General features: G+C 55.2%; 15 protein-coding genes and 1 pseudogene. 6 read left to right on the top strand and 10 right to left on the bottom strand.

What is annotated here, in order from left to right:
- The first annotated feature begins 131 nt into the window (after window positions 1–131).
- The 3 genes from ldtD to ABLU78_RS21780 all read left to right on the top strand — a co-directional run bounded on the left by ldtD (window position 132) and on the right by ABLU78_RS21780 (window position 3,393).
- On the top strand, window positions 132–1,928 hold the full coding sequence (gene ldtD / locus ABLU78_RS21790; RefSeq protein WP_048228609.1) for a L,D-transpeptidase: 1,797 nt from the start codon (window positions 132–134) through the stop codon (window positions 1,926–1,928).
- Window positions 1,929–2,180: 252 nt separating this feature from the next.
- On the top strand, window positions 2,181–2,732 hold the full coding sequence (locus ABLU78_RS21785; protein WP_015367456.1) for a YcbK family protein: 552 nt from the start codon (window positions 2,181–2,183) through the stop codon (window positions 2,730–2,732).
- Window positions 2,733–2,745: 13 nt separating this feature from the next.
- The gene (locus ABLU78_RS21780; RefSeq protein ID WP_015367455.1) at window positions 2,746–3,393 is read left to right on the top strand and encodes an MBL fold metallo-hydrolase; all 648 of its coding nucleotides are present in this window, start codon (window positions 2,746–2,748) and stop codon (window positions 3,391–3,393) included.
- Between the two features lie 67 nt (window positions 3,394–3,460).
- Here the strand turns inward: ABLU78_RS21780 and ABLU78_RS21775 are convergent, their stop codons facing one another.
- The 4 genes from ABLU78_RS21775 to pncB all read right to left on the bottom strand — a co-directional run bounded on the left by ABLU78_RS21775 (window position 3,461) and on the right by pncB (window position 9,277).
- Window positions 3,461–4,651, bottom strand: coding sequence for an amino acid aminotransferase (locus ABLU78_RS21775; RefSeq protein ID WP_015367454.1), 1,191 nt, complete (start codon window positions 4,649–4,651; stop codon window positions 3,461–3,463).
- Window positions 4,652–4,837: 186 nt separating this feature from the next.
- Window positions 4,838–5,917 (bottom strand): porin OmpK35, encoded by a 1,080-nt coding sequence (ompK35, locus tag ABLU78_RS21770; RefSeq protein ID WP_015367453.1) that lies wholly within the window; start codon window positions 5,915–5,917, stop codon window positions 4,838–4,840.
- A gap of 592 nt (window positions 5,918–6,509) precedes the next feature.
- Window positions 6,510–7,910: an asparagine--tRNA ligase gene (gene asnS, locus ABLU78_RS21765; protein WP_048228610.1), complete on the bottom strand. Its 1,401-nt coding sequence runs from the start codon at window positions 7,908–7,910 to the stop codon at window positions 6,510–6,512.
- A gap of 164 nt (window positions 7,911–8,074) precedes the next feature.
- Window positions 8,075–9,277, bottom strand: coding sequence for a nicotinate phosphoribosyltransferase (pncB, locus tag ABLU78_RS21760; protein ID WP_015704895.1), 1,203 nt, complete (start codon window positions 9,275–9,277; stop codon window positions 8,075–8,077).
- 328 nt (window positions 9,278–9,605) lie between these two features.
- Here pncB and pepN point away from each other — a divergent pair, with 328 nt between their 5' ends.
- A complete protein-coding gene (gene pepN / locus ABLU78_RS21755; protein ID WP_048228611.1) occupies window positions 9,606–12,221 on the top strand; it encodes an aminopeptidase N in 2,616 nt (871 codons plus the stop codon).
- 97 nt (window positions 12,222–12,318) lie between these two features.
- Here pepN and ssuB read toward each other — a convergent pair whose 3' ends face one another.
- From ssuB to ssuE, 5 genes and pseudogenes are all read right to left on the bottom strand, one after another.
- Complete coding sequence (gene ssuB / locus ABLU78_RS21750) at window positions 12,319–13,092, bottom strand: aliphatic sulfonates ABC transporter ATP-binding protein (RefSeq protein WP_048228612.1); 774 nt, start codon at window positions 13,090–13,092, stop codon at window positions 12,319–12,321.
- Window positions 13,089–13,880, bottom strand: coding sequence for an aliphatic sulfonate ABC transporter permease SsuC (ssuC, locus tag ABLU78_RS21745; RefSeq protein WP_015367447.1), 792 nt, complete (start codon window positions 13,878–13,880; stop codon window positions 13,089–13,091). The genes ssuB and ssuC overlap by 4 nt, the downstream gene beginning before the upstream one ends.
- 10 nt (window positions 13,881–13,890) lie before the next feature.
- Window positions 13,891–15,036 carry an FMNH2-dependent alkanesulfonate monooxygenase gene (gene ssuD / locus ABLU78_RS21740; protein ID WP_015367446.1) on the bottom strand — a complete coding sequence of 382 codons (1,146 nt, stop codon included), beginning with the start codon at window positions 15,034–15,036 and terminating at the stop codon, window positions 13,891–13,893.
- Window positions 14,996–15,995: pseudogene (locus ABLU78_RS21735) on the bottom strand (sulfonate ABC transporter substrate-binding protein). Before ABLU78_RS21735 ends, ssuD begins: the two are co-directional and overlap by 41 nt.
- Window positions 15,988–16,563: an NADPH-dependent FMN reductase gene (gene ssuE, locus ABLU78_RS21730; protein WP_015704899.1), complete on the bottom strand. Its 576-nt coding sequence runs from the start codon at window positions 16,561–16,563 to the stop codon at window positions 15,988–15,990. Before ssuE ends, ABLU78_RS21735 begins: the two are co-directional and overlap by 8 nt.
- A 248-nt stretch (window positions 16,564–16,811) precedes the next feature.
- On the opposite strand from ssuE, the gene pyrD reads away from it, so the two are divergent.
- Both pyrD and zapC read left to right on the top strand, forming a co-directional pair.
- Window positions 16,812–17,822 (top strand): quinone-dependent dihydroorotate dehydrogenase, encoded by a 1,011-nt coding sequence (gene pyrD / locus ABLU78_RS21725; RefSeq protein WP_042892893.1) that lies wholly within the window; start codon window positions 16,812–16,814, stop codon window positions 17,820–17,822.
- 169 nt (window positions 17,823–17,991) lie between these two features.
- Window positions 17,992–18,534, top strand: a complete 543-nt coding sequence (zapC, locus tag ABLU78_RS21720) for a cell division protein ZapC (protein ID WP_015367442.1) — start codon at window positions 17,992–17,994, stop codon at window positions 18,532–18,534.
- Here zapC and ABLU78_RS21715 read toward each other — a convergent pair.
- The gene (locus ABLU78_RS21715) at window positions 18,531–19,640 is read right to left on the bottom strand and encodes a YcbX family protein (RefSeq protein WP_032711299.1); all 1,110 of its coding nucleotides are present in this window, start codon (window positions 19,638–19,640) and stop codon (window positions 18,531–18,533) included. The genes zapC and ABLU78_RS21715 overlap by 4 nt on opposite strands.
- Window positions 19,641–19,702 lie beyond the last annotated feature (62 nt).

The raw sequence follows: 19,702 nt of genomic DNA, 5'->3' as shown, positions 1-19,702 counted from the left end.
TCTGTACAGTATTCTTACAACATGTGATCTTTAAACTTCTTTACATTTGGCAAGGCAAAAGCGTTTTCGCCTTTATATACTGAGAGAAAGCCCCATTTGGCGGGCGGCAATGTGTCAACAGGGGGCAAGGGATGTTGCTAAAAAAACGGTATGGTCGTCAATTGTCAGTGCTCAGCTTGAGCCTGGCTTTTGCATTTGCTCCGCTGTTCAATGTCCAGGCCGCAGAGCCTGAAGTCATACCCACAGATAGCTCTGCGACGGTGGGCGATCTTTCTTCGGCATTAGTACAAAACGACGGTCAATCCGCTGCGGTCGCGCAAATGGCCGGCGAGCAGCCGCTGGCGGCGGATGCGGTGGCGAAAAGCCGCACTGAAATCGAGCCCTTACTGCCGTCGGGTTATCATCCGGTTTATATCAACCCGCTGGTTGCGCTATACGCTGCCCGCGACATGAAACCCATGTGGGAGAACCGCGAAGCGGTACAGGCCTTCCAGCAGCAGCTGGCAGAGGTCGCTATCGCCGGTTTCCAGCCGCAGTTCACCACCTGGGTGAGCCTGCTGACGGATCCGTCCGTCAGCGGCATGGCTCGCGATGTCGTGCTTTCCGACGCCATGATGGGATATCTGCATTTTATTAGCGGTATTCCGATGCAGGGGAACCGTTGGCTGTATGGCTCAACGCCGTACAAAATGGCGACGCCGCCGCTGTCGGTGATTAACCAGTGGCAGCTGGCGCTGGATAACGGTTCGCTACCGCAGTTTATTGCCGGACTGGCGCCACAACATTCACAATATGAAGCAATGCATCAGGCGCTGCTGACGCTGGTGGCGGATAACCGTCCGTGGCCACAACTGACCAGCAACGCCTCGCTTCGTCCGGGAGAGTGGAGTAACGATATCGGCGCGCTGCGTGAAATCCTGCAGCGTACCGGCATGCTGGATGATTCGGCGAAAATCGCTCTACCGGGCGATGTGGTTAGCCCATCGGCGAAACCGAAGTCGAAAGCAAAACCTGCCGCGCGTGGCGTTTACGATCGTCAACTGGTAGAAGGCGTTAAGCGCTTTCAGGCCTGGCAAGGGCTGGGCGCTGATGGCGTCATCGGCCAGTCCACCCGCGACTGGCTGAACGTCTCTTCGGCGCAGCGTGCCGGGGTGCTGGCGCTGAATATCCAGCGTCTGCGTTTGCTACCGAGCAAATTGTCCACCGGCATCATGGTCAATATTCCAGCGTTCTCGCTGGTCTACTATCAGGACGGCAGTCAGGTGCTGGCATCGAGGGTCATTGTCGGTCGTCCGGATCGTAAAACGCCGATGATGAGCAGCGCGTTGAACAACGTGGTGGTCAACCCGCCGTGGAACGTCCCGCCGACGCTGGCGCGCAAAGATATTCTGCCGAAGGTGCGTAACAATCCGGGCTATCTGGAGCAGCATGGCTATACGTTGATGCGCGGCTGGAACAGCAAAGAAGCTATCGATCCGTATGGTGTCGATTGGTCTACCATCACCGAGAAGAATCTACCGTTCCGTTTTCAGCAGGCGCCGGGCGCACGCAACTCGCTGGGGCGGTATAAGTTCAATATGCCAAGCTCGGATGCTATTTATCTCCACGATACGCCGAACCACAATCTGTTCCAGAAAGATGTTCGCGCGTTGAGCTCGGGCTGCGTTCGCGTCAATAAAGCCTCTGAGCTGGCGAATATGCTATTGCAGGATGCGGGCTGGAATGATTCACGTATTTCCGACGCGCTGAAGCAGGGGGATACGCGCTACGTCAATATTCGGCAAAATATTCCGGTTAATTTATATTATTTAACCGCCTTTGTTGGTGCTGATGGACGTACACAATATCGAACAGATATTTACAATTACGATCTCACCGCGCGATCCAGCGCACAAATTCTGCCAAAAGCGGAACAATTAATCAGGTAAATGAAGTAGTTCTGCGAAAAATGTTGTCCTAGCACTGAACGAAATCGGGCCCTGGTCGTCTACAAGGCCCGTATTTCCTGGGGTGAGGCTGCCTTGACGTTGGCAATAATGCCCGGTAAGGTGCCTTTCGTGCGCCAGAAGTGCATATACATATAATCCGCAAAAATGTGTTGCGGCGGTCAATACGACCCAGCCAAGGACATTTTAGCGGAAAAGTATATTACGATTCATTTACCTGTAGACCTGATTATCATGGACAAATTTGACGCTAATCGCCGCAGATTGCTGGCGTTGGGTGGCGCTGCCCTCGGTGCTGCCGCCATTCTCCCTGCGCCGGCATTTGCCACCCTCTCGACCCCCCGACCGCGTATTTTGACGCTGAATAACCTGCACACCGGTGAATCACTCAAGGCGGAGTTTTTCGATGGTAGAGGCTATATTCAGGATGAATTAGCAAGACTTAACCACTTTTTCCGTGATTTCCGCGCGAACAAAATTAAGTCTATTGACCCAGGATTGTTCGATCAGCTTTACCGCCTGCAGGGACTACTCGGCACCAACAAGCCTGTCCAGCTCATCTCCGGTTATCGCTCCGTCGATACCAACGATGAACTTCGCGCACGAAGCCGTGGTGTAGCGAAACACAGCTATCACACCAAAGGCCAGGCGATGGATTTCCACATTGAAGGCGTTGCCTTAAGCAATATTCGCAAAGCGGCGTTATCTATGCGCTCAGGTGGTGTAGGATACTACCCACGTAGCAACTTTGTGCATATTGATACCGGTCCGGTACGGCACTGGTAACGAAAGGAGCATCATGAACTATCGTATTATTCCGGTCACGGCGTTCGCCCAGAACTGTTCTTTAATCTGGTGTGAACAAACCCGGCTTGCCGCGCTGGTCGATCCTGGCGGCGATGCCGAGCGCATCAAGGAAGAAGTGGCGGCGGCAGGCGTCAGCCTGATGCAGATCCTGTTGACGCATGGTCACCTGGATCACGTCGGCGCCGCAGCCGAGCTGGCGCAACATTACGGTGTGCCAATTATTGGACCGGAAAAAGAAGATGAGTTCTGGCTGGAAGGATTGCCGGCGCAAAGCCGTATGTTCGGGCTGGATGAGTGTCAGCCGTTGCAGCCGGACCGCTGGCTAAATGAAGGCGATGTGGTGACCGTCGGCAATATCGCTTTGCAGGTATTGCACTGTCCAGGTCATACGCCGGGGCACGTGGTTTTCTTTGACGATGCCTCTCGTCTGCTGATTTCCGGCGATGTGATTTTCAAAGGCGGAGTAGGGCGCAGCGACTTCCCGCGCGGCGACCATGGCCAGCTGATTGATGCGATTAAACGTAAGCTGTTGCCATTGGGCGACGACGTGACGTTTATCCCCGGCCATGGCCCCTTGTCGACGCTGGGATATGAGCGACTTCACAATCCGTTCCTGCAGGATGAAATGCCGGTCTGGTAATGCCTGACCTCAAAGAAATAAAAAAGGCCGCGTCTGCGGCCTTTTTCTTATGCGTCACGGCTGAAAATTACAGCACCGCGACAATGGCTTCGCACAGCGGCGACATGTTATCAGGCGTCATGCCGGCAACGTTGATACGCCCGGATGCGACCGCATAAATAGCGAACTCTTCACGCAGACGAAGTACTTGCTCTTTGGTCAGGCCGCTAAATGAGAACATCCCATTCTGTTTGGTGATGAAGGTAAAGTCGCGGCTGGCGCCTTTTTCCTGCAGGGTATTCACAAACAGTAAGCGCATGCGCTGAATACGCTGGCGCATATCGGTGAGCTCTTGTTCCCAGATGGCGCGCAGCGCGTCGTTGCTGAGAATCGTCGCCACCACGGAGGCGCCGTGCGCCGGCGGGTTAGAGTAGTTGGCGCGGATCACCGCTTTCATCTGGCTGAATGCGCGATCGACGGTGTCTTGATCGGCGGCAACCAGCGTACAGGCGCCAACGCGCTCGTTATACAGGCCGAAGTTTTTCGAGTAAGAACTGGCGACCAGCAACTCTTTATGCAGCGCGGCAAAGGCGCGCAGGCCTTCAGCGTCTTCTTCCAGACCGCGGGCGAAGCCCTGGTAGGCGAAGTCAAACAGCGGCAGCCAGCCTTTTTCAGCAGACATTTGCGCCAGCTGTTGCCACTGTTCCAGCGTCGGATCGATGCCGGTTGGGTTGTGGCAGCAGCCGTGGAACAGTACGACATCACCTGCTTGCGCCTCGTTCAGGCTGGCCAGCAAGCCGTCGAAATCAAGCTGGTGGTTGGCGGCATCATAATAAGCATATTCGCGCACTTCCAGCCCGGCGGCGCCGAAAACGCTTTTATGGTTTGGCCAGCTTGGATTGCTTACCCATACCCGTTTAACGTCGGTGTTTTTGGCAAGGAAATCAGCCGCAACGCGCAGGCCGCCGGTACCGCCTGGGGTCTGGGCGGTGCGGGCGCGCTTATCGTTGATAATTGCGCTTCCTTTACCGAACAGCAGCTCCTGAGTGCAGCGACCAAACTCCGGAATACCATCAATACCGAGGTAGTTTTTGGTGGTTTCATTTTCCAGCAGATATTGCTCGGCTTTTTTTACGCTGGTCAGAACAGGCGTTTTACCTGTCTCATCTTTGTAAACACCAATTCCGAGGTTAATTTTGCCTGGGCGGTCATCGGCACGAAACAGATCGGCCAGGCCCAGAATAGGGTCGGCAGGGGCGGCTGTAATGTTCTCAAACATGACGAGGTTCCATTGTGATTACTGAGGGAAATCCGCTATCAGGGTAACGGTAGATTTACAAATTGCCAACCGTTTGCGACAAAAAGCGAGAAGGTTTTTGCAAGTTACGATCTTCGTCTTAGTAACGCAGAAAAGCAGGACCGAAGTCCTGCTTTTTAGGCATATCACGAAGGGGTGTACTACAGATTAGAACTGGTAAACGATACCAACCGCAGCCTGGTCGTCGGTGGCTACGCCAGCTGCGCGAGTGTAGGCATTATCATCCAGTTGGTTGAACTTGTACGCCGCGTACACGTTCATGTTTTTGTTGAAGTAGTACCAGGTACCCAGTTCTACGTATTTAACCAGGTCCGCATCGCCGCCGCCGAAGCCACCGCGAGCCTGCAGGTTTTTACCTTTAGTCTGCACGTAGCCCAGGGACGGACGCAGACCGAAATCGAACTGGTACTGAACTACGGCTTCGAAGTTCTGAGTTTTGCCCGCGAAGTGGTCATCTTCTTCCGGCGTCATGTTGTAAGTCTGGGAGTACATAACTGCGGCATAGATGTTGTTAGCATCGTACTTGGCAGAGGTTGCCCATGCTTCAGCTTTGTCACCGTTGCCGTCACGTTTCTGGTCAACGCTACGGTTGGAGTTAGCGTAACCTGCAGACAGCGCGATACCGTTATCAAACGCGTAGGTTGCCGCGGTGCTGAAACCGTCGCCATTCTGTTTGCGAATGGAGCGGTCGTGATCGTTTTTACCCTGATACTGCAGCGCGAAGCTCAGGCCGTCCACCAGACCGAAGAAGTCTGAGTTACGGTAGGTGGCCACGCCGTTGGTACGTCCGGTCATGAAGTTATCGGTGTAGTTCCAGCCGTCGCCGCCCCACTCAACCAGCATATCGGTTGCGGATTCAACATCGTAGATGGCGCCGTAGTTACGGCCGTAATCGAATGAACCATATTCACCCGCTTTCAGACCGGCGAAAGCCAGACGGGTTTTGGTGGTCTGGGAACCTTCAACGTTGGACGCATCCATGTTGTATTCCCACTGGCCGTAACCGATCAACTGGTCGTTGATCTGGGTTTCGCCTTTCAGGCCGATACGGGCATAGGTGGTGTCGTCGCTGCTGGTGTCACCATTGGTGGTCCAGACATGTTCGCCAACCATTTTTCCGTAGAAATCCAGTTTGTTACCATTTTTGTTATAGATTTCCGCAGCGTTGGCCGCACCGGCTACCAGCAGGGCAGGGATCACCACTGCCAGAATATTGCGCTTCATCATTATTTATTACCCTCATTAATATTTTTTATATGACACTTGCCACCGCCAGCAATAATTTCCGTCAATGAAAATTTACAGAACTATTGAAGATAGTTTGGTGTCTGAAGGCATCTTTCCATCGGTAGTGCCGTTTCGCTAGCCGGAAAATGCTACCAATATCGTAAATTGGTTACTAGAAGAAAAAACATGTAACCAAATGTGTATTTTTTGGAACTTTGTGAACTCAATCAAAATTCCGTTCCACTTTGCGAAGATTGTCACCTTCTCATATATATCTATATGAATTAGTTATGAATATTTTCGCTAAAGACAGATTTGATTATTTTTTAGCTCAATTCGGTCCCTTTTTTGCTCAGACGCTATTTTTGCATAACGTGCGCAGAATGATTAAAAAATAATCAAATCAATCAGTGTATTCACTTGTGTCTTAACATAAGGTGCGAAATCTACGTACGAAGGGTAAGGAAATAGTGAGTAACATAATTACGAATTGTGAAGGTTGATGTTTAAGTTTGTTGAAATTCGTTCACGAAAATTGACATAAAAAAAGGCCGGCTTGCGCCGGCCTTGTCCGTGTTTTAGCGAAACGCGATTAGAATGTGGCGTTACGTGGCGTACGTGGGAAAGGAATCACGTCGCGAACGTTCTGTACGCCGGTTACGTAGGCGATAAGACGCTCGAAGCCCAGTCCGAAGCCAGAATGCGGTACGGTGCCGTAACGACGCAGGTCGCGATACCACCAGTAATCTTCTTTATTCAGACCCATTTCGGCCATACGCGCGTCCAGCACGTCGAGACGCTCTTCACGCTGGGACCCGCCGATGATTTCGCCGATGCCCGGCGCCAGAACGTCCATTGCGGCGACGGTCTTACCGTCTTCGTTAAGGCGCATGTAGAACGCCTTAATGTCTTTCGGATAGTTTTTCACGACCACCGGCGCTTTGAAGTGCTCTTCGGCCAGATAACGCTCATGCTCGGAGGAGAGATCCACGCCCCAATACACCGGGTTCTCAAACTGCTTGCCGCAGTTTTCCAGGATAGTGACGGCGTCGGTGTAATCAACCTGGGCGAAATCAGCAGAGACAAAACGCTGCAGACGGTCGATGGCGTCTTTATCTACGCGCTCGGCGAAGAACTTCATGTCATCCGCACGCTCTTCTAGCACCGCCTTGAAGACGTACTTCAGCATGGCTTCCGCCAGACCGGCAACATCGTTGAGGCTGGCGAAGGCTACCTCTGGCTCCAGCATCCAGAACTCCGCCAGGTGGCGGCTGGTGTTGGAGTTTTCGGCGCGGAAGGTTGGGCCGAAGGTATAGATTTTGGACAATGCGCAGGCATAGGTCTCACCGTTCAACTGACCGGAAACGGTCAGGAACGACTCTTTACCGAAGAAGTCTTTATCGAAGTCGACTTTACCCTGGTCGTTACGCGGCAGGTTTTCCAGATCCAGCGTTGATACGCGGAACATTTCACCGGCGCCTTCGGTATCGGAAGCGGTGATCAGCGGGGTGGATACCCAGAAGAAACCATGTTCGTCGAAGAAACGGTGCAGCGCCTGCGCCAGGGTGTGACGTACGCGCGCTACCGCGCCAATCAGGTTGGTGCGCGGACGCAGGTGCGCCACTTCACGCAGATATTCGATGCTGTGGCGCTTCGCCGCCATCGGGTAGGTGTCCGGATCCTCAACCCAGCCGGTGACTTCCACATTGGAGGCCTGGATTTCAAAGCTCTGTCCCTGACCCTGGGAGGCCACGACTTTACCGGTGACGATAACCGAGCAGCCGGTGGTCAGGCGCAACACTTCCTGATTGTAATTGGGCAGAGAATTATTAATAACGGCCTGTACAGGATCAAAGCAGGAACCGTCATAGACGGCGAGGAAAGAAAAGCCAGCTTTAGAATCTCGGCGGGTACGCACCCATCCGCGCACGGTGACTTCGCTGTCAACGGCAACGCGGCCCTGGAGTACGTCGGCTACAGGCACAACGCTCATAATATTCTCTCTATATAGTCCAATAAAAAAGTCTCTTCCCCTGCAACGGGGGGATATCTATGTTACCTGTCATCTTCCATCAGACAAGCAGAATTCGCATCATAAAGGGATAATTTGATAATAATTAATAAAGAAAAAGGAGCCTGCCAGGCTCCTTGTTGAAATTAACTCGCCTTTTTAATCGGCGGCAGGTCAAACGCCTCGCGCAGGGCGCGGACGAACGCCTTATCGTGGCAGATGGTTTTACCCGGGCTGTCGGAGAGTTTCGCCACCGGCTTGCCGTTACATTCTACTAGTTTTATCACGATATTTAGCGGTTTAACCTGTGGGATATCGCAGGTCAAACGGGTGCCGATACCGAAGCTGAGCTTCACCCGCGAGGAGAAGTGGCGATACAGATCGACCGCTTTGCCGAGGTCGAGGTTATCGGAGAACACCAGCACTTTACTCATCGGGTCGATACCCAATTTCTGATAATGAGCGATTGCTTTCTCGCCCCACTCCAGCGGATCCCCGGAGTCATGGCGCAGCCCCTGATAGCGGGTGGCGAATTCAGGACCGAAATCACGCAGGAAAGCGTCCATGGTGATGCAGTCGGTCAGGGCAATACCCAGCTGATCCGGATATTCCGCCAGCCAGGCGGCAAGCGCCGCGCGTTGGCTGCTGGCCAGGTTTGGACTGATCTGCTGGTGGGCCTGGAACCATTCGTGCGCCTGGGTACCCATCGGGGTTAAATTCAATCGGCGGGCCAGATCGTAGTTGCTGGTGCCGACAAACCACGGCTCCTGCTGCAAGCGCTGCACGATAGCCTGCTGTACTTCGCGGGAGAAGCGGCGGCGGGTGCCGAAATCCATCAGGCGGAATGCCGACATATCGATGTCGGCGGTCATGTCGGCGAAGTCGGCAAGCTTATGTTCGAGCGTCTCCAGCGCCAGGCCGACGCTGATTTCCGGCGAACGGTAGTGGTGCACCAGTTCGCTGATGACCGCCAGCAGCGGCACTTCCCACATGATCACTTCGCGCCACGGCCCGGCGAGGCGAATATTCAGCTTACCATGATCGTTGATGACGGTGACCTGGCTTGGGTCGTAACGGAAGTCGCGCAGCCAGGCGAGATAGTCCTGCGAGAAGAACGGCAGGGTGGACAGCCAGCGATACTCATCGTCCTGCAGCTTCAGGTCGCGCATGGTTTCAACCTGCTCGCGAATCGCGTCGGCATAGATGCCGAGCAGGTCGTCTCCGCGGCAGCGGAACTCTGCCGCCACCTCCACATCATAGTAGCGGTGGAAGACGGCCTGCTGCATATGCAGCTTATAGGCATCCGTATCAAGCAGCGAGTGCAGTACAGGAGAAGTGAATTGTGTCATGGTGCGCAGTAGCATCCTCTCACTGGGGCGTTCCATTCAAACCAAAGCAGAAAAAAGGAGGCGGAGTATACCTTTAATACCCGGTGCTGTCCTGCTGCGATGGCTCGACGGTAACGCTGACGGTCATTTGCGAGGCCTAGTTTAATATATTGAACACGGATCACACCACAAGCTTTGCGCCGGGTCGAGCGCATTTCGTGCCTCATGTGTTATCAATATGTAGCGATTTTCGTGTTGAACGTTGAAAAGATGAAGATTCTGCATAGCGCGATCTGCGCAACAGGAATAGACTGGAGCCGATACTTTACAGACACGCTAAAGGTTTTTTATGACACAACAGCCCCAAGCCAAATACCGCCACGACTACCGTGCGCCGGATTATCTGATTAGCGATATTGATTTGACCTTTGACCTGGATGCCGCGAAAACCGTTGTCACGGCCGAGAGTAAGGTTTCCCGTCACGCGGCTGCGTCTGATGTGCCATTGCGTCTGGATGGCGAAGACCTGACCCTGATTTCACTGCAGGTGAACGGCCAGCCGTGGAACGACTATAAAGAAGAAAATAATCAGCTGGTGATTGGCGGTTTGCCGGACAGCTTCAGCCTGACTATCGTCAACGAAATTAGCCCGGCGGCGAACACCGCGCTGGAAGGCCTGTATCAGTCAGGCGAAGCGCTATGTACCCAGTGCGAAGCAGAAGGTTTCCGTCACATTACCTGGTACCTCGACCGCCCGGATGTGCTGGCGCGCTTCACCACCAAAATCATTGCCGATAAAGCGAAATATCCGTTCCTGCTCTCCAACGGCAACCGCGTCGCGCAGGGCGAGCTGGACAATGGCCGTCACTGGATCCAGTGGCAGGATCCATTCCCAAAACCCTGTTACCTGTTCGCGCTGGTGGCCGGCGATTTCGACGTGCTGCGTGACACCTTCACCACCCGCTCCGGGCGTGAAGTCGCCCTTGAACTGTACGTTGACCGCGGCAACCTCGACCGCGCGCCGTGGGCGATGACCTCGCTGAAGAATTCAATGAAGTGGGACGAAACCCGTTTCGGTCTCGAATATGACCTCGACATCTATATGATCGTCGCCGTCGACTTCTTCAATATGGGGGCGATGGAGAACAAAGGCCTCAACGTCTTTAACTCTAAATACGTGCTGGCCCGTACCGATACCGCGACCGATAAAGATTACCTCGATATTGAGCGCGTCATTGGTCACGAATATTTCCATAACTGGACCGGCAACCGCGTGACCTGTCGCGACTGGTTCCAGCTCAGCCTGAAAGAAGGGCTGACCGTATTCCGCGATCAGGAGTTCAGTTCCGACCTCGGCTCGCGCGCGGTGAACCGCATCAACAACGTTCGTACCATGCGTGGGCTGCAGTTTGCTGAAGACGCCAGCCCGATGGCGCACCCGATCCGTCCGGATATGGTTATTGAGATGAACAACTTCTACACCCTGACGGTTTACGAAAAGGGCGCGGAAGTGATCCGTATGCTGCACACCCTGCTCGGCGAAGCCAATTTCCAGAAAGGGATGCAATTGTACTTTGAGCGCCACGACGGCAGCGCCGCCACCTGCGATGATTTCGTGCAGGCGATGGAAGATGCTTCGAACGTCGATCTGTCGCATTTCCGTCGCTGGTACAGCCAGTCCGGTACGCCGGTCGTTACCGTGCATGACGACTATAACCCGGAAACCGAGCAGTACACCCTGACTATCAGCCAGCGTACGCCGCCGACCGCGGAACAGGCCGACAAGCAGCCACTGCACATCCCGTTCAGTATCGAGCTGTACGATAACGAAGGCAAAGCGATCCCGCTGCAGAAGGGCGGCCATCCGGTGCACCACGTGTTGAATGTCACCCAGGCGGAACAGACGTTCGTCTTTGATAACGTTTACTTCCAGCCGGTACCGGCGCTGCTGTGTGAATTCTCCGCGCCGGTCAAACTTGAATATAAGTGGAGCGACCAGCAGCTGACGTTCCTGATGCGCCACGCGCGTAACGATTTCTCGCGTTGGGATGCCGCGCAGAGCCTGCTGGCGACCTACATCAAGCTCAACGTTAACCGTCATCAGCAGGGGCAGCCGCTGTCGCTGCCGATCCACGTCGCTGACGCTTTCCGCGCGATCCTGCTCGACGAGAAGATCGATCCGGCGCTGGCCGCGGAAATTTTAACGCTGCCGTCGGCCAACGAAATCGCCGAACTGTTCACCATCATCGATCCGATTGCCATCGCGGCGGTGCGCGAAGCGCTGACCCGTACGCTGGCGAAAGAGCTGGCCGATGAGCTGCTGGTGGTTTACAACGCCAACAAGCTCGACAGCTATCGCGTAGACCATGCCGATATCGGTAAACGTTCCCTGCGCAATACCTGCCTGCGCTATCTGGCTTTTGGCGATGTTGAACTGGCAGATAAGCTGGTGCAAGCCCAGTATCACCATGCTGACAACATGACCGACGCGTTGGCTGCGCTGTCGTCGGCGGTGGCGGCGGAGTTGCCGTGCCGTGATGCATTGATGCAGGAGTATGACGATAAGTGGCACCAGGACGGCCTGGTGATGGACAAGTGGTTCATCCTGCAGTCCACCAGCCCGGCGGCCAATGTGGTTGAGACGGTACGCGGCTTGCTCAAGCACCGTTCATTCACGATGAGCAACCCGAACCGCGTACGTTCGCTGATCGGCGCCTTCGCGAGTAGCAACCCGGCGGCGTTCCACGCCGAAGACGGCAGCGGTTACCAGTTCCTGGTGGAAATGCTGACCGAGCTCAATAGCCGCAACCCGCAGGTGGCGTCGCGTCTGATTGAGCCGCTGATTCGTCTAAAACGCTACGATGAGAAACGTCAGGCCAAGATGCGTGCGGCGCTGGAACAGCTGAAAGGGCTGGAGAATCTCTCCGGCGATCTGTTCGAGAAGATCAGCAAAGCGCTGGCGTAACGGCCGCAAAATCCCCGGTGGCGCTCTCGCTTACCGGGGCTACAGCGCTGTGCGATTTGGTAGCCCGGCCGAGCGAAGCGCGGGCCGGGAACGTCAGTTAGCCATGACTAAACAAACGCGGCGCACGCTCGTTGTCGCCGCGCTTCATCACCCGATCGAGTACCTGCGCTTCCAGTTCCGCCAGCTTCGCCGAGCCGAACCGCCGCGGACGTGGAATATCCACGTTCAAATCGAGGCCAATTTTCTTTTCTTCTATTAACAGCACCCGGTCGGCCATCGCCACCGCTTCACTCACATCATGAGTTACCAGCAACACGGTAAAGCCGTGTTCTTGCCAGAGCGAGACAATCAATTCCTGCATTTCCAGACGGGTGAGGGCGTCAAGCGCTCCCAGCGGTTCATCCAGCAGCAGCAGACGCGGGCGATGGATCAGCGCGCGGGCCAGCGCAACACGCTGTTTTTGCCCGCCGGAGAGGGCCGCCGGCCACTCATCGGCTCTCTCTTCCAGCCCGACGCTGGCCAGCGCCTGGCGGGCGGCATCGCGCCACTGGCCCTTCAGCCCAAGTCCAACGTTGTCGATAACCGTCTTCCACGGCAGCAACCGCGCGTCCTGGAACATCATACGCGTATCATCCTGAATCTGCGCAAGCGGCGTCGCGCCTGCCAGTAGTTCGCCGCCGTTGGGTTTTTCCAGCCCGGCCAGCAGGCGCAACAGGGTGCTTTTACCGCCGCCGCTGCGACCGACCACCGCGACAAATTGCCCGGTAGGAATACGTAAATCCAGCTCATTGAGAATGACATTGTCGCCGTAGCGTTTGCTGACCCCATTGAGTAACAGCGGGATCCCGGGATTAAGACGAGCAGTATTCATGCGTTAGCCTCCTGAAGACGGTACGCCGGGTTCCAGCGTAGCCAGACGCGTTCCAGCAGTTGCGCGCTAAAATCGGCGAGCTTGCCGAGAATGGCGTAAAGAATTATGGCGACCACCACCACGTCAGTTTGCAGAAACTCGCGGGCGTTCATAGCCAGATAGCCGATTCCGGCATTCGCGGAGATGGTCTCAGCGACGATAAGCGTCAGCCACATCAATCCGAGGGCGAAGCGAATGCCGACCATAATCGAGGGCAAGGCGCCGGGAAGGATCACGTGGCGAAAGAGGGCAAATCCTGATAAGCCATAGCTACGCGCCATTTCCACCAGACCGCGATCGATATTGCGGATGCCGTGCCAGGTATTGATGTAAATCGGAAACATCGTCCCCAGCGCGACAAGAAATATTTTGGCGCTTTCGTCAATACCAAACCACAAAATCACCAATGGGATTAGCGCCAGATGCGGTACATTGCGCAGCATCTGGATGGACGTATCCAGCAGGCGTTCGCCCCAACGCGAGAGCCCGCTAATGAGCCCGAGCGTCAGGCCGATGGAGCCGCCAATGGCGAAGCCAAGTAAGGCGCGCCAGGAACTGATCGCCAGGTGTTGCCACAGTTCGCCGCTGGCCGAGAGCGTCCAGAAGGCTTTCAATACCCCCTCCGGAGAGGGGAGAATACGGGTTGAGAGCCAGCCTACCGATGACGCCAATTGCCAGATCAGCACGGTGCCCACCGGTAAAAACCAGGGGGCGAGGCGTAACAGAAGTTTCTGCGAAGAAGCTGCCATAGTTCGCTCCCTAACTTTGCGCCGCTTTACGCGGGATAAATTCATTCGCTACCGCTTCGCCCTGCAGACGCAGGTTTTGCGGCTGAGGGATCGTCGGGACGTTGACATCAAGCAGTGGGAACAGCAGTTCGCCGACTCGCCAGGCTTCCTCAAGGTGCGGGTAGCCGGAGAAGATAAAACTGTCGATGCCAAGTTCAGCGTATTCATTAATACGTTCAGCGACGGTTGCCGCATCGCCAACCAGCGCGGTACCCGCGCCGCCGCGCGCCAGCCCGACCCCGGCCCACAGGTTCGGGCTGATTTCCAGCTTGTCGCGACGGCCGTTGTGCAGCGCCGCCATGCGATGTTGGCCAACAGAATCGGTTTGCGCGAAGGCGGCCTGCGCGCGGGCGATGGTCTCGTCATCCAGATGGGAGATTAAGCTCTCCGCCGCTTGCCATGCCTCTTCATTGGTTTCGCGGACGATGACGTGTAAACGAATACCAAAGCGGACGCTGCGGCCGAGGCGCGCGGCTTTCTCACGCACCTGGGCGATTTTTTCCGCCACCTGCGCCGGCGGTTCGCCCCAGGTCAGGTAGAGGTCGACCTGTTCGGCGGCCAGATCCTGCGCAACGTCCGAGGAGCCGCCAAAGTAGAGCGGCGGTCGCGGTTGCTGCTGCGGTGGGAAGAGCAGTTTCGCGCCGCGCACGTGCTGGTGCTTGCCGTGGAAAGTCACGGTTTCACCTTCCATCAGTTTGCGCCAGATATGGGTGAACTCGGCGGAGGCTTCGTAGCGTTCGGTGTGGTCGAGGAATACCCCATCGCCAGCTAATTCATTCGGATCGCTGCCGGTGACCAGATTGAACAATGCCCGGCCATTAGAGAGCCGGTCAAGGGTAGCCGCCTGGCGCGCGGCGACGGTGGGGGATACCACGCTTGGGCGCAGCGCGACAAGAAACTTCAGCCGCTGGGTGACGGGGATCATTGAAGCGGCAACCAGCCAGGCATCTTCGCACGAGCGCCCGGTGGGAATCAGTACGCCGGTGAAGCCGAGGCGGTCGGCGGCCTGGGCGATTTGCTGCAGATAGCTGTAGTCTACCGGGCGCGCGCCTTCGTCGGTGCCCAGATAGCGGCCGTCACCGTGGGTGGGTAAGAACCAGAACATATTCAGACTCATGATTTCGCTCCTTGTGCGGGGGCAGGCTGCCAGATACGGTTTTGAATAGTGATTTTTTTCGGTACCAGCTTGTTCTCATAGAACAGATCGGCGGTTTGCTGTTGGCGAGCGGCCGTTTCAGCGCTTACCGGCGATATCGCAGTTGGCGGACGATGGTCGAGATAGCTGGCAATCACCGCTTCGGGTAGCCCCATCGTTTTAGCCAACAGGGCAATACTTTGCTGGCGATGGCTGATGGTCAGGGCATCCGCCTGGCTAAAGGTCGCCAGCACCCCTTCGATAAAGGCGCCGTTCTTTTCGGCATAAGGACGGGCGGCAAGATAGAACGAACCGGTTTGCTTCAGGTCGCTACCATCTTTCAGTACCCGTACCCCGCCTTGCAGCAGCGCCGCAGAGTAATAGGGATCCCAGATAGCCCAGGCATCGACATTACCCTGCTGAAAAGCGGCGCGGGCATCGGCGGGGGCAAGATACACCGGCTGGATATCGCTGAATTTCAGCCCTGCCTGCTGTAGAGCGCGCAGCAGCAGATTGTGCGAACTGGAGCCTTTCTGGAACGCCACCTTACGGCCTTTCAGTTCAGCCACGCTGTTGATTGGGCTGTTATCGGCGACCAGAATCACTTCCGCTTTCGGTTTCGCGGGTTCAGCGCCGATATAGACCAGATCGGCGCCGGCAGCCTGAGCGAAAATCGGTGGAATATCGCCGGTGCTGCCGATATCAATACTGCCGACGTTCAGCGCTTCCAGCATTTGCGGCCCGGCGGGAAACTCAACCCACGAAATCTTAGTTTGCGGATAGCGCTGCTCCAGCAGCTGATGGCTTTTCGCCAGCACCATACTGACGCTGCCTTTCTGGTAGCCGATGCGTAGGGCTTCCGGCGCCTGCGGGGCCGCATGCGTAATAAAGGAAAGCGCGAGTAGCCCGCCGAGGGTCAGGGCACGCAGAGGATTAAGCATGCTCAACCCCCTGTAACGTCTTTAGCCCCGGGATGCGGCTGTTGCGGCGATTCAGCGCCTGCCAGAAGGTCTCCAGCGCCTGGTCGAGACGGTTTTGCAGATTCGGTGTGAACTGCGGTTTATGTTGATAATCGGTGACCTGGCTGTCATCGGCGAATACGCCATGGAGGATCTCCTGCGCTTTGAGAGCATTAAGCACCGGCTTCAGGGCGTAATCGACCGCCAGCATATGGGCGATGGTGCCGCCTGTCGCCAGCGGCAGGACAATTTTGCCTTCCAGAGCGCGTTCGGGGAGCAAATCCAGTAGCGTCTTCAGCGCGCCGGAAAAAGAGGCTTTATAGACGGGAGTGGCGATAATCAGGCCATCAGCGCCGGCCAGTTGTTCATTTAAGGTATGTAGCGCGGGGTTATCGAAGCGGGCGTAAAGCAGATCTTCGGGATCAAAATTCTGTAAATGCCAGTGATAGACTTCGATGTCGGCCGCGGTAAGTTTCTCTCTGGTGTACTCCAGCAATGCGCTTGAGCGAGAAGGGTAGCGGGGGCTGCCCGCGAGTGTAATAACGCGCATACTCTCTCCTTATAACCAAATGTTTGCATTTATCTATAATTGATAACATTTTGTGGCAGTGTGACAGAGGGCGTTTATTTCCCTAAATGATTTTTCCGGGGTTAAATTGCCAAAATGCGCATAACAGGCCGCAGAGAAGTAAACGTTTGCGTTGGACGCGTGATTTTTTGTCGCAGGTCAATTCCCTTTCGGGCGCGGATCGAACATAATACGCCCCCGGTTTGCACACCGGGAATCCAGGAGAGTTCATGTACTATCCCTTCGTTCGTAAAGCTCTTTTTCAGCTCGATCCTGAGCGCGCTCATGAAGTAACCTTCCAACAATTACGCCGCGTCACCGGCACGCCGCTGGAAATGCTGGTTCGACAAAAAGTACCGTCGAAACCCGTTACCTGCATGGGGCTGACTTTCAAGAATCCGCTGGGGCTGGCGGCCGGGCTTGATAAAAACGGCGAGTGCATTGATGCGCTCGGTGCGATGGGCTTCGGCTCAATCGAAATTGGTACCGTGACTCCGCGTCCGCAGCCGGGCAATGACAAGCCGAGGATCTTCCGTCTCGTCGATGCCGAAGGTTTGATCAACCGCATGGGCTTTAATAACCACGGCGTTGATAACCTGGTCGAGAATGTGAAAAAAGCGCATTTTGACGGCGTGCTGGGGATTAATATCGGTAAAAATAAAGATACCCCGGTTGAACAGGGTAAAGATGATTATCTGATTTGTATGGAAAAAGTCTATCCATACGCTGGATATATCGCCATTAATATCTCCTCGCCGAATACCCCAGGGTTACGTACTCTGCAATATGGTGAAGCGCTGGATGATTTACTCAGCGGTATTAAAAATAAGCAGCTCGAACTTCAACAGAAACATCAAAAATATGTTCCTGTGGCGGTGAAGATCGCCCCGGATCTTTCTGTCGAAGAATTGATCCAGGTAGCCGACAGCTTAGTCCGCCATAATATTGATGGCGTCATTGCTACCAATACCACCCTCGATCGTTCACTGGTCCAGGGGATGAAGCATTGTGATGAAACCGGTGGGTTGAGTGGTCGTCCATTACAATTAAAAAGCACCGAGATTATTCGTATGCTGGCCACGGAATTAAATGGTCGTTTGCCCATTATCGGAGTTGGCGGTATTGACTCGGTGATTGCCGCTCGTGAAAAGCTGGCTGCTGGCGCCACACTGGTGCAGATTTATTCCGGGTTTATTTTTAAAGGGCCACCGCTGATTAAAGAAATTGTTACACACATCTAATCTTTTCCCCTTCTGAATCTTCCCCAGGGCTTTATTTCCGGCCCTGGTTGTTTTATATTCCTTCATTGTTGCTTATTTAGACATTTTAGTCTTTTCTTAATTTTAGAAATTATTCTGTAGCAGGATGCCATTGCTTTGCAGAAGGAAGTGGAAGAGGACGGGGGTAGAAATGCGGATTAAACCTGACGATAACTGGCGTTGGTATTACGACGAAGAGCATGACCGCATGATGCTCGATCTGGCCAATGGTATGTTATTTCGCTCACGTTTCGCCCGGCGCATGTTAACGCCTGACGCTTTCGCACCGTCGGGATTTTGCGTCGATGACGCGGCGCTCTATTTTTCTTTTGAAGAAAAATGCCGCGATATTGAATTAAACAAAGAGCAGCGTGCCGAATTAGTATTAAATGCCTTAACCGCGATCCGTTTTCTGAAACCGCAGATGCCGAAGAGCTGGCATTTCACTACTCACCAGCAGAACTGGCAGCCGACCAGCGGCGACGCCGCCAGCGTGTGGATCAGCGATACCGGCGAGCAGGTCAATTTGCTGGTGGTCGAACCGGGTGAAAACGCCACGCTTTGCCTGCTGGCGCAGCCGGGATTGACTCTGGCAGGGCGGGTGATGCAGTTAGGCGATGTGATTAAAATTATGAACGACAGACTGCAGCCGGCACAGAGCGCGGCCAGCTACAGCCTGGGGCAGGCGGTTTAAGGCGCCAGGCGCAGCGCGGTTTTCGGTACGCAGCTGCAGCATAAAATGGTGCCATCGGCGGCGACCGCATTTTTCTTTAACGGACTCACTTCACCCTCTTCCAGGCGGATACGACAACTGCCGCAGATCCCGGCGCGGCAGGAATAAGGGATACGAATGCCCTGTTGTTCCAGTTGCTCCAGCAGCACCTGCTGGTTATTGCCGGTGAACTGTTGCCCTTGCCACTCAATCTCAACCGTCGCGTTTGGCTGCGCATCGGCCGTCAGAGTATCGTCGCTATCGCCAGCGCCATAGACTTTCGCCGGGCCGCGCGTCAGCACTTCCACCTCATCACCCACGCGGATAACGCCGCTGTTGCGGGCGATCAGATTCTGGCCAAAATCGACATCGCCATTATCCTGCGCGGTACGAAAACGCTTTAACGTCTCCAGCGGCTCGCCGGACGGATGTTTTTGCCCACGCTCCGGGCTGACGGTGGTGAAAATGCAGCGGCTGCAGGGTTTGGCGACGTCAAATACCACCTCGCCGATGCGAATGACTTTCCAGCTATCTTCATCCCACGCCGCGGCGCCGGTGACCACCAGATTAGGGCGAAACTGTTCTATGCTTACGCTGGCAGGGCAACGTTGCTGCAGATCGCGAAGCGAGGCTTCATTGGCGAGCAGGTAGGGATAACCATCGGCGAAGGAGAGCGGCACCGCGTCGTGGCGTTTTACTCGCCGGGTTAGCTGCGGCCCGAGCCAGCGCAGTTGGACGTCGCGGTTGAAGAAGCCGCTGAGCCACTGGTTGATGGCGGCTGGCGCGATTAAGGCGGTGAAATGGTTGCCCCACACCTCCGTCGGCTCGCCCTGGGGAGCGAAATCATCAAAGCGCACCAGCGCGCTGCTGCCATCCGGCGCGGTCAAGTGCAGGCCGTCATGAAGCGGCGAAGGCAGGAATTTCACCATCTGCGGAAACTGGCGTGCGGTAATAAACGTACCGTCGGTTTCGGTCAGCATAAAGATGCGGTCGAAGGCCATGCCGCTAATATCGGCAAAGGCATGGGTGACGCCAATTCCGCGCATGGATTTGACGGGATGAATAAAAAGTTTCGATAGCGTTACCATACGCTGCCCCTGGGTTCAAAAATAAGCCTTTAACTTTATGACATAGGGCACATATTGGCTAT

This window comes from Klebsiella sp. JN_Kp122 (genome assembly GCF_040062085.1).
GTDB lineage: Bacteria > Pseudomonadota > Gammaproteobacteria > Enterobacterales > Enterobacteriaceae > Klebsiella > Klebsiella aerogenes.
The sequence above is the reverse complement of the archived record's forward strand: the minus strand, read 5'-3'. Positions and strand labels throughout refer to the sequence as shown.

Coding starts and splice junctions, on each gene's coding strand:
- ldtD (WP_048228609.1), top strand. CDS start 132: ATGTTGCTAAAAAAACGGTATGGTCGTCAATTGTCAGTGCTCAGCTTG.
- ABLU78_RS21785 (WP_015367456.1), top strand. CDS start 2,181: ATGGACAAATTTGACGCTAATCGCCGCAGATTGCTGGCGTTGGGTGGC.
- pyrD (WP_042892893.1), top strand. CDS start 16,812: ATGTACTATCCCTTCGTTCGTAAAGCTCTTTTTCAGCTCGATCCTGAG.
- zapC (WP_015367442.1), top strand. CDS start 17,992: ATGCGGATTAAACCTGACGATAACTGGCGTTGGTATTACGACGAAGAG.
- ABLU78_RS21780 (WP_015367455.1), top strand. CDS start 2,746: ATGAACTATCGTATTATTCCGGTCACGGCGTTCGCCCAGAACTGTTCT.
- pepN (WP_048228611.1), top strand. CDS start 9,606: ATGACACAACAGCCCCAAGCCAAATACCGCCACGACTACCGTGCGCCG.
- ssuE (WP_015704899.1), bottom strand. CDS start 16,563: ATGCGCGTTATTACACTCGCGGGCAGCCCCCGCTACCCTTCTCGCTCA.
- ABLU78_RS21775 (WP_015367454.1), bottom strand. CDS start 4,651: ATGTTTGAGAACATTACAGCCGCCCCTGCCGACCCTATTCTGGGCCTG.
- ABLU78_RS21715 (WP_032711299.1), bottom strand. CDS start 19,640: ATGGTAACGCTATCGAAACTTTTTATTCATCCCGTCAAATCCATGCGC.
- ssuC (WP_015367447.1), bottom strand. CDS start 13,880: ATGGCAGCTTCTTCGCAGAAACTTCTGTTACGCCTCGCCCCCTGGTTT.
- pncB (WP_015704895.1), bottom strand. CDS start 9,277: ATGACACAATTCACTTCTCCTGTACTGCACTCGCTGCTTGATACGGAT.
- asnS (WP_048228610.1), bottom strand. CDS start 7,910: ATGAGCGTTGTGCCTGTAGCCGACGTACTCCAGGGCCGCGTTGCCGTT.
- ssuB (WP_048228612.1), bottom strand. CDS start 13,092: ATGAATACTGCTCGTCTTAATCCCGGGATCCCGCTGTTACTCAATGGG.
- ompK35 (WP_015367453.1), bottom strand. CDS start 5,917: ATGATGAAGCGCAATATTCTGGCAGTGGTGATCCCTGCCCTGCTGGTA.
- ssuD (WP_015367446.1), bottom strand. CDS start 15,036: ATGAGTCTGAATATGTTCTGGTTCTTACCCACCCACGGTGACGGCCGC.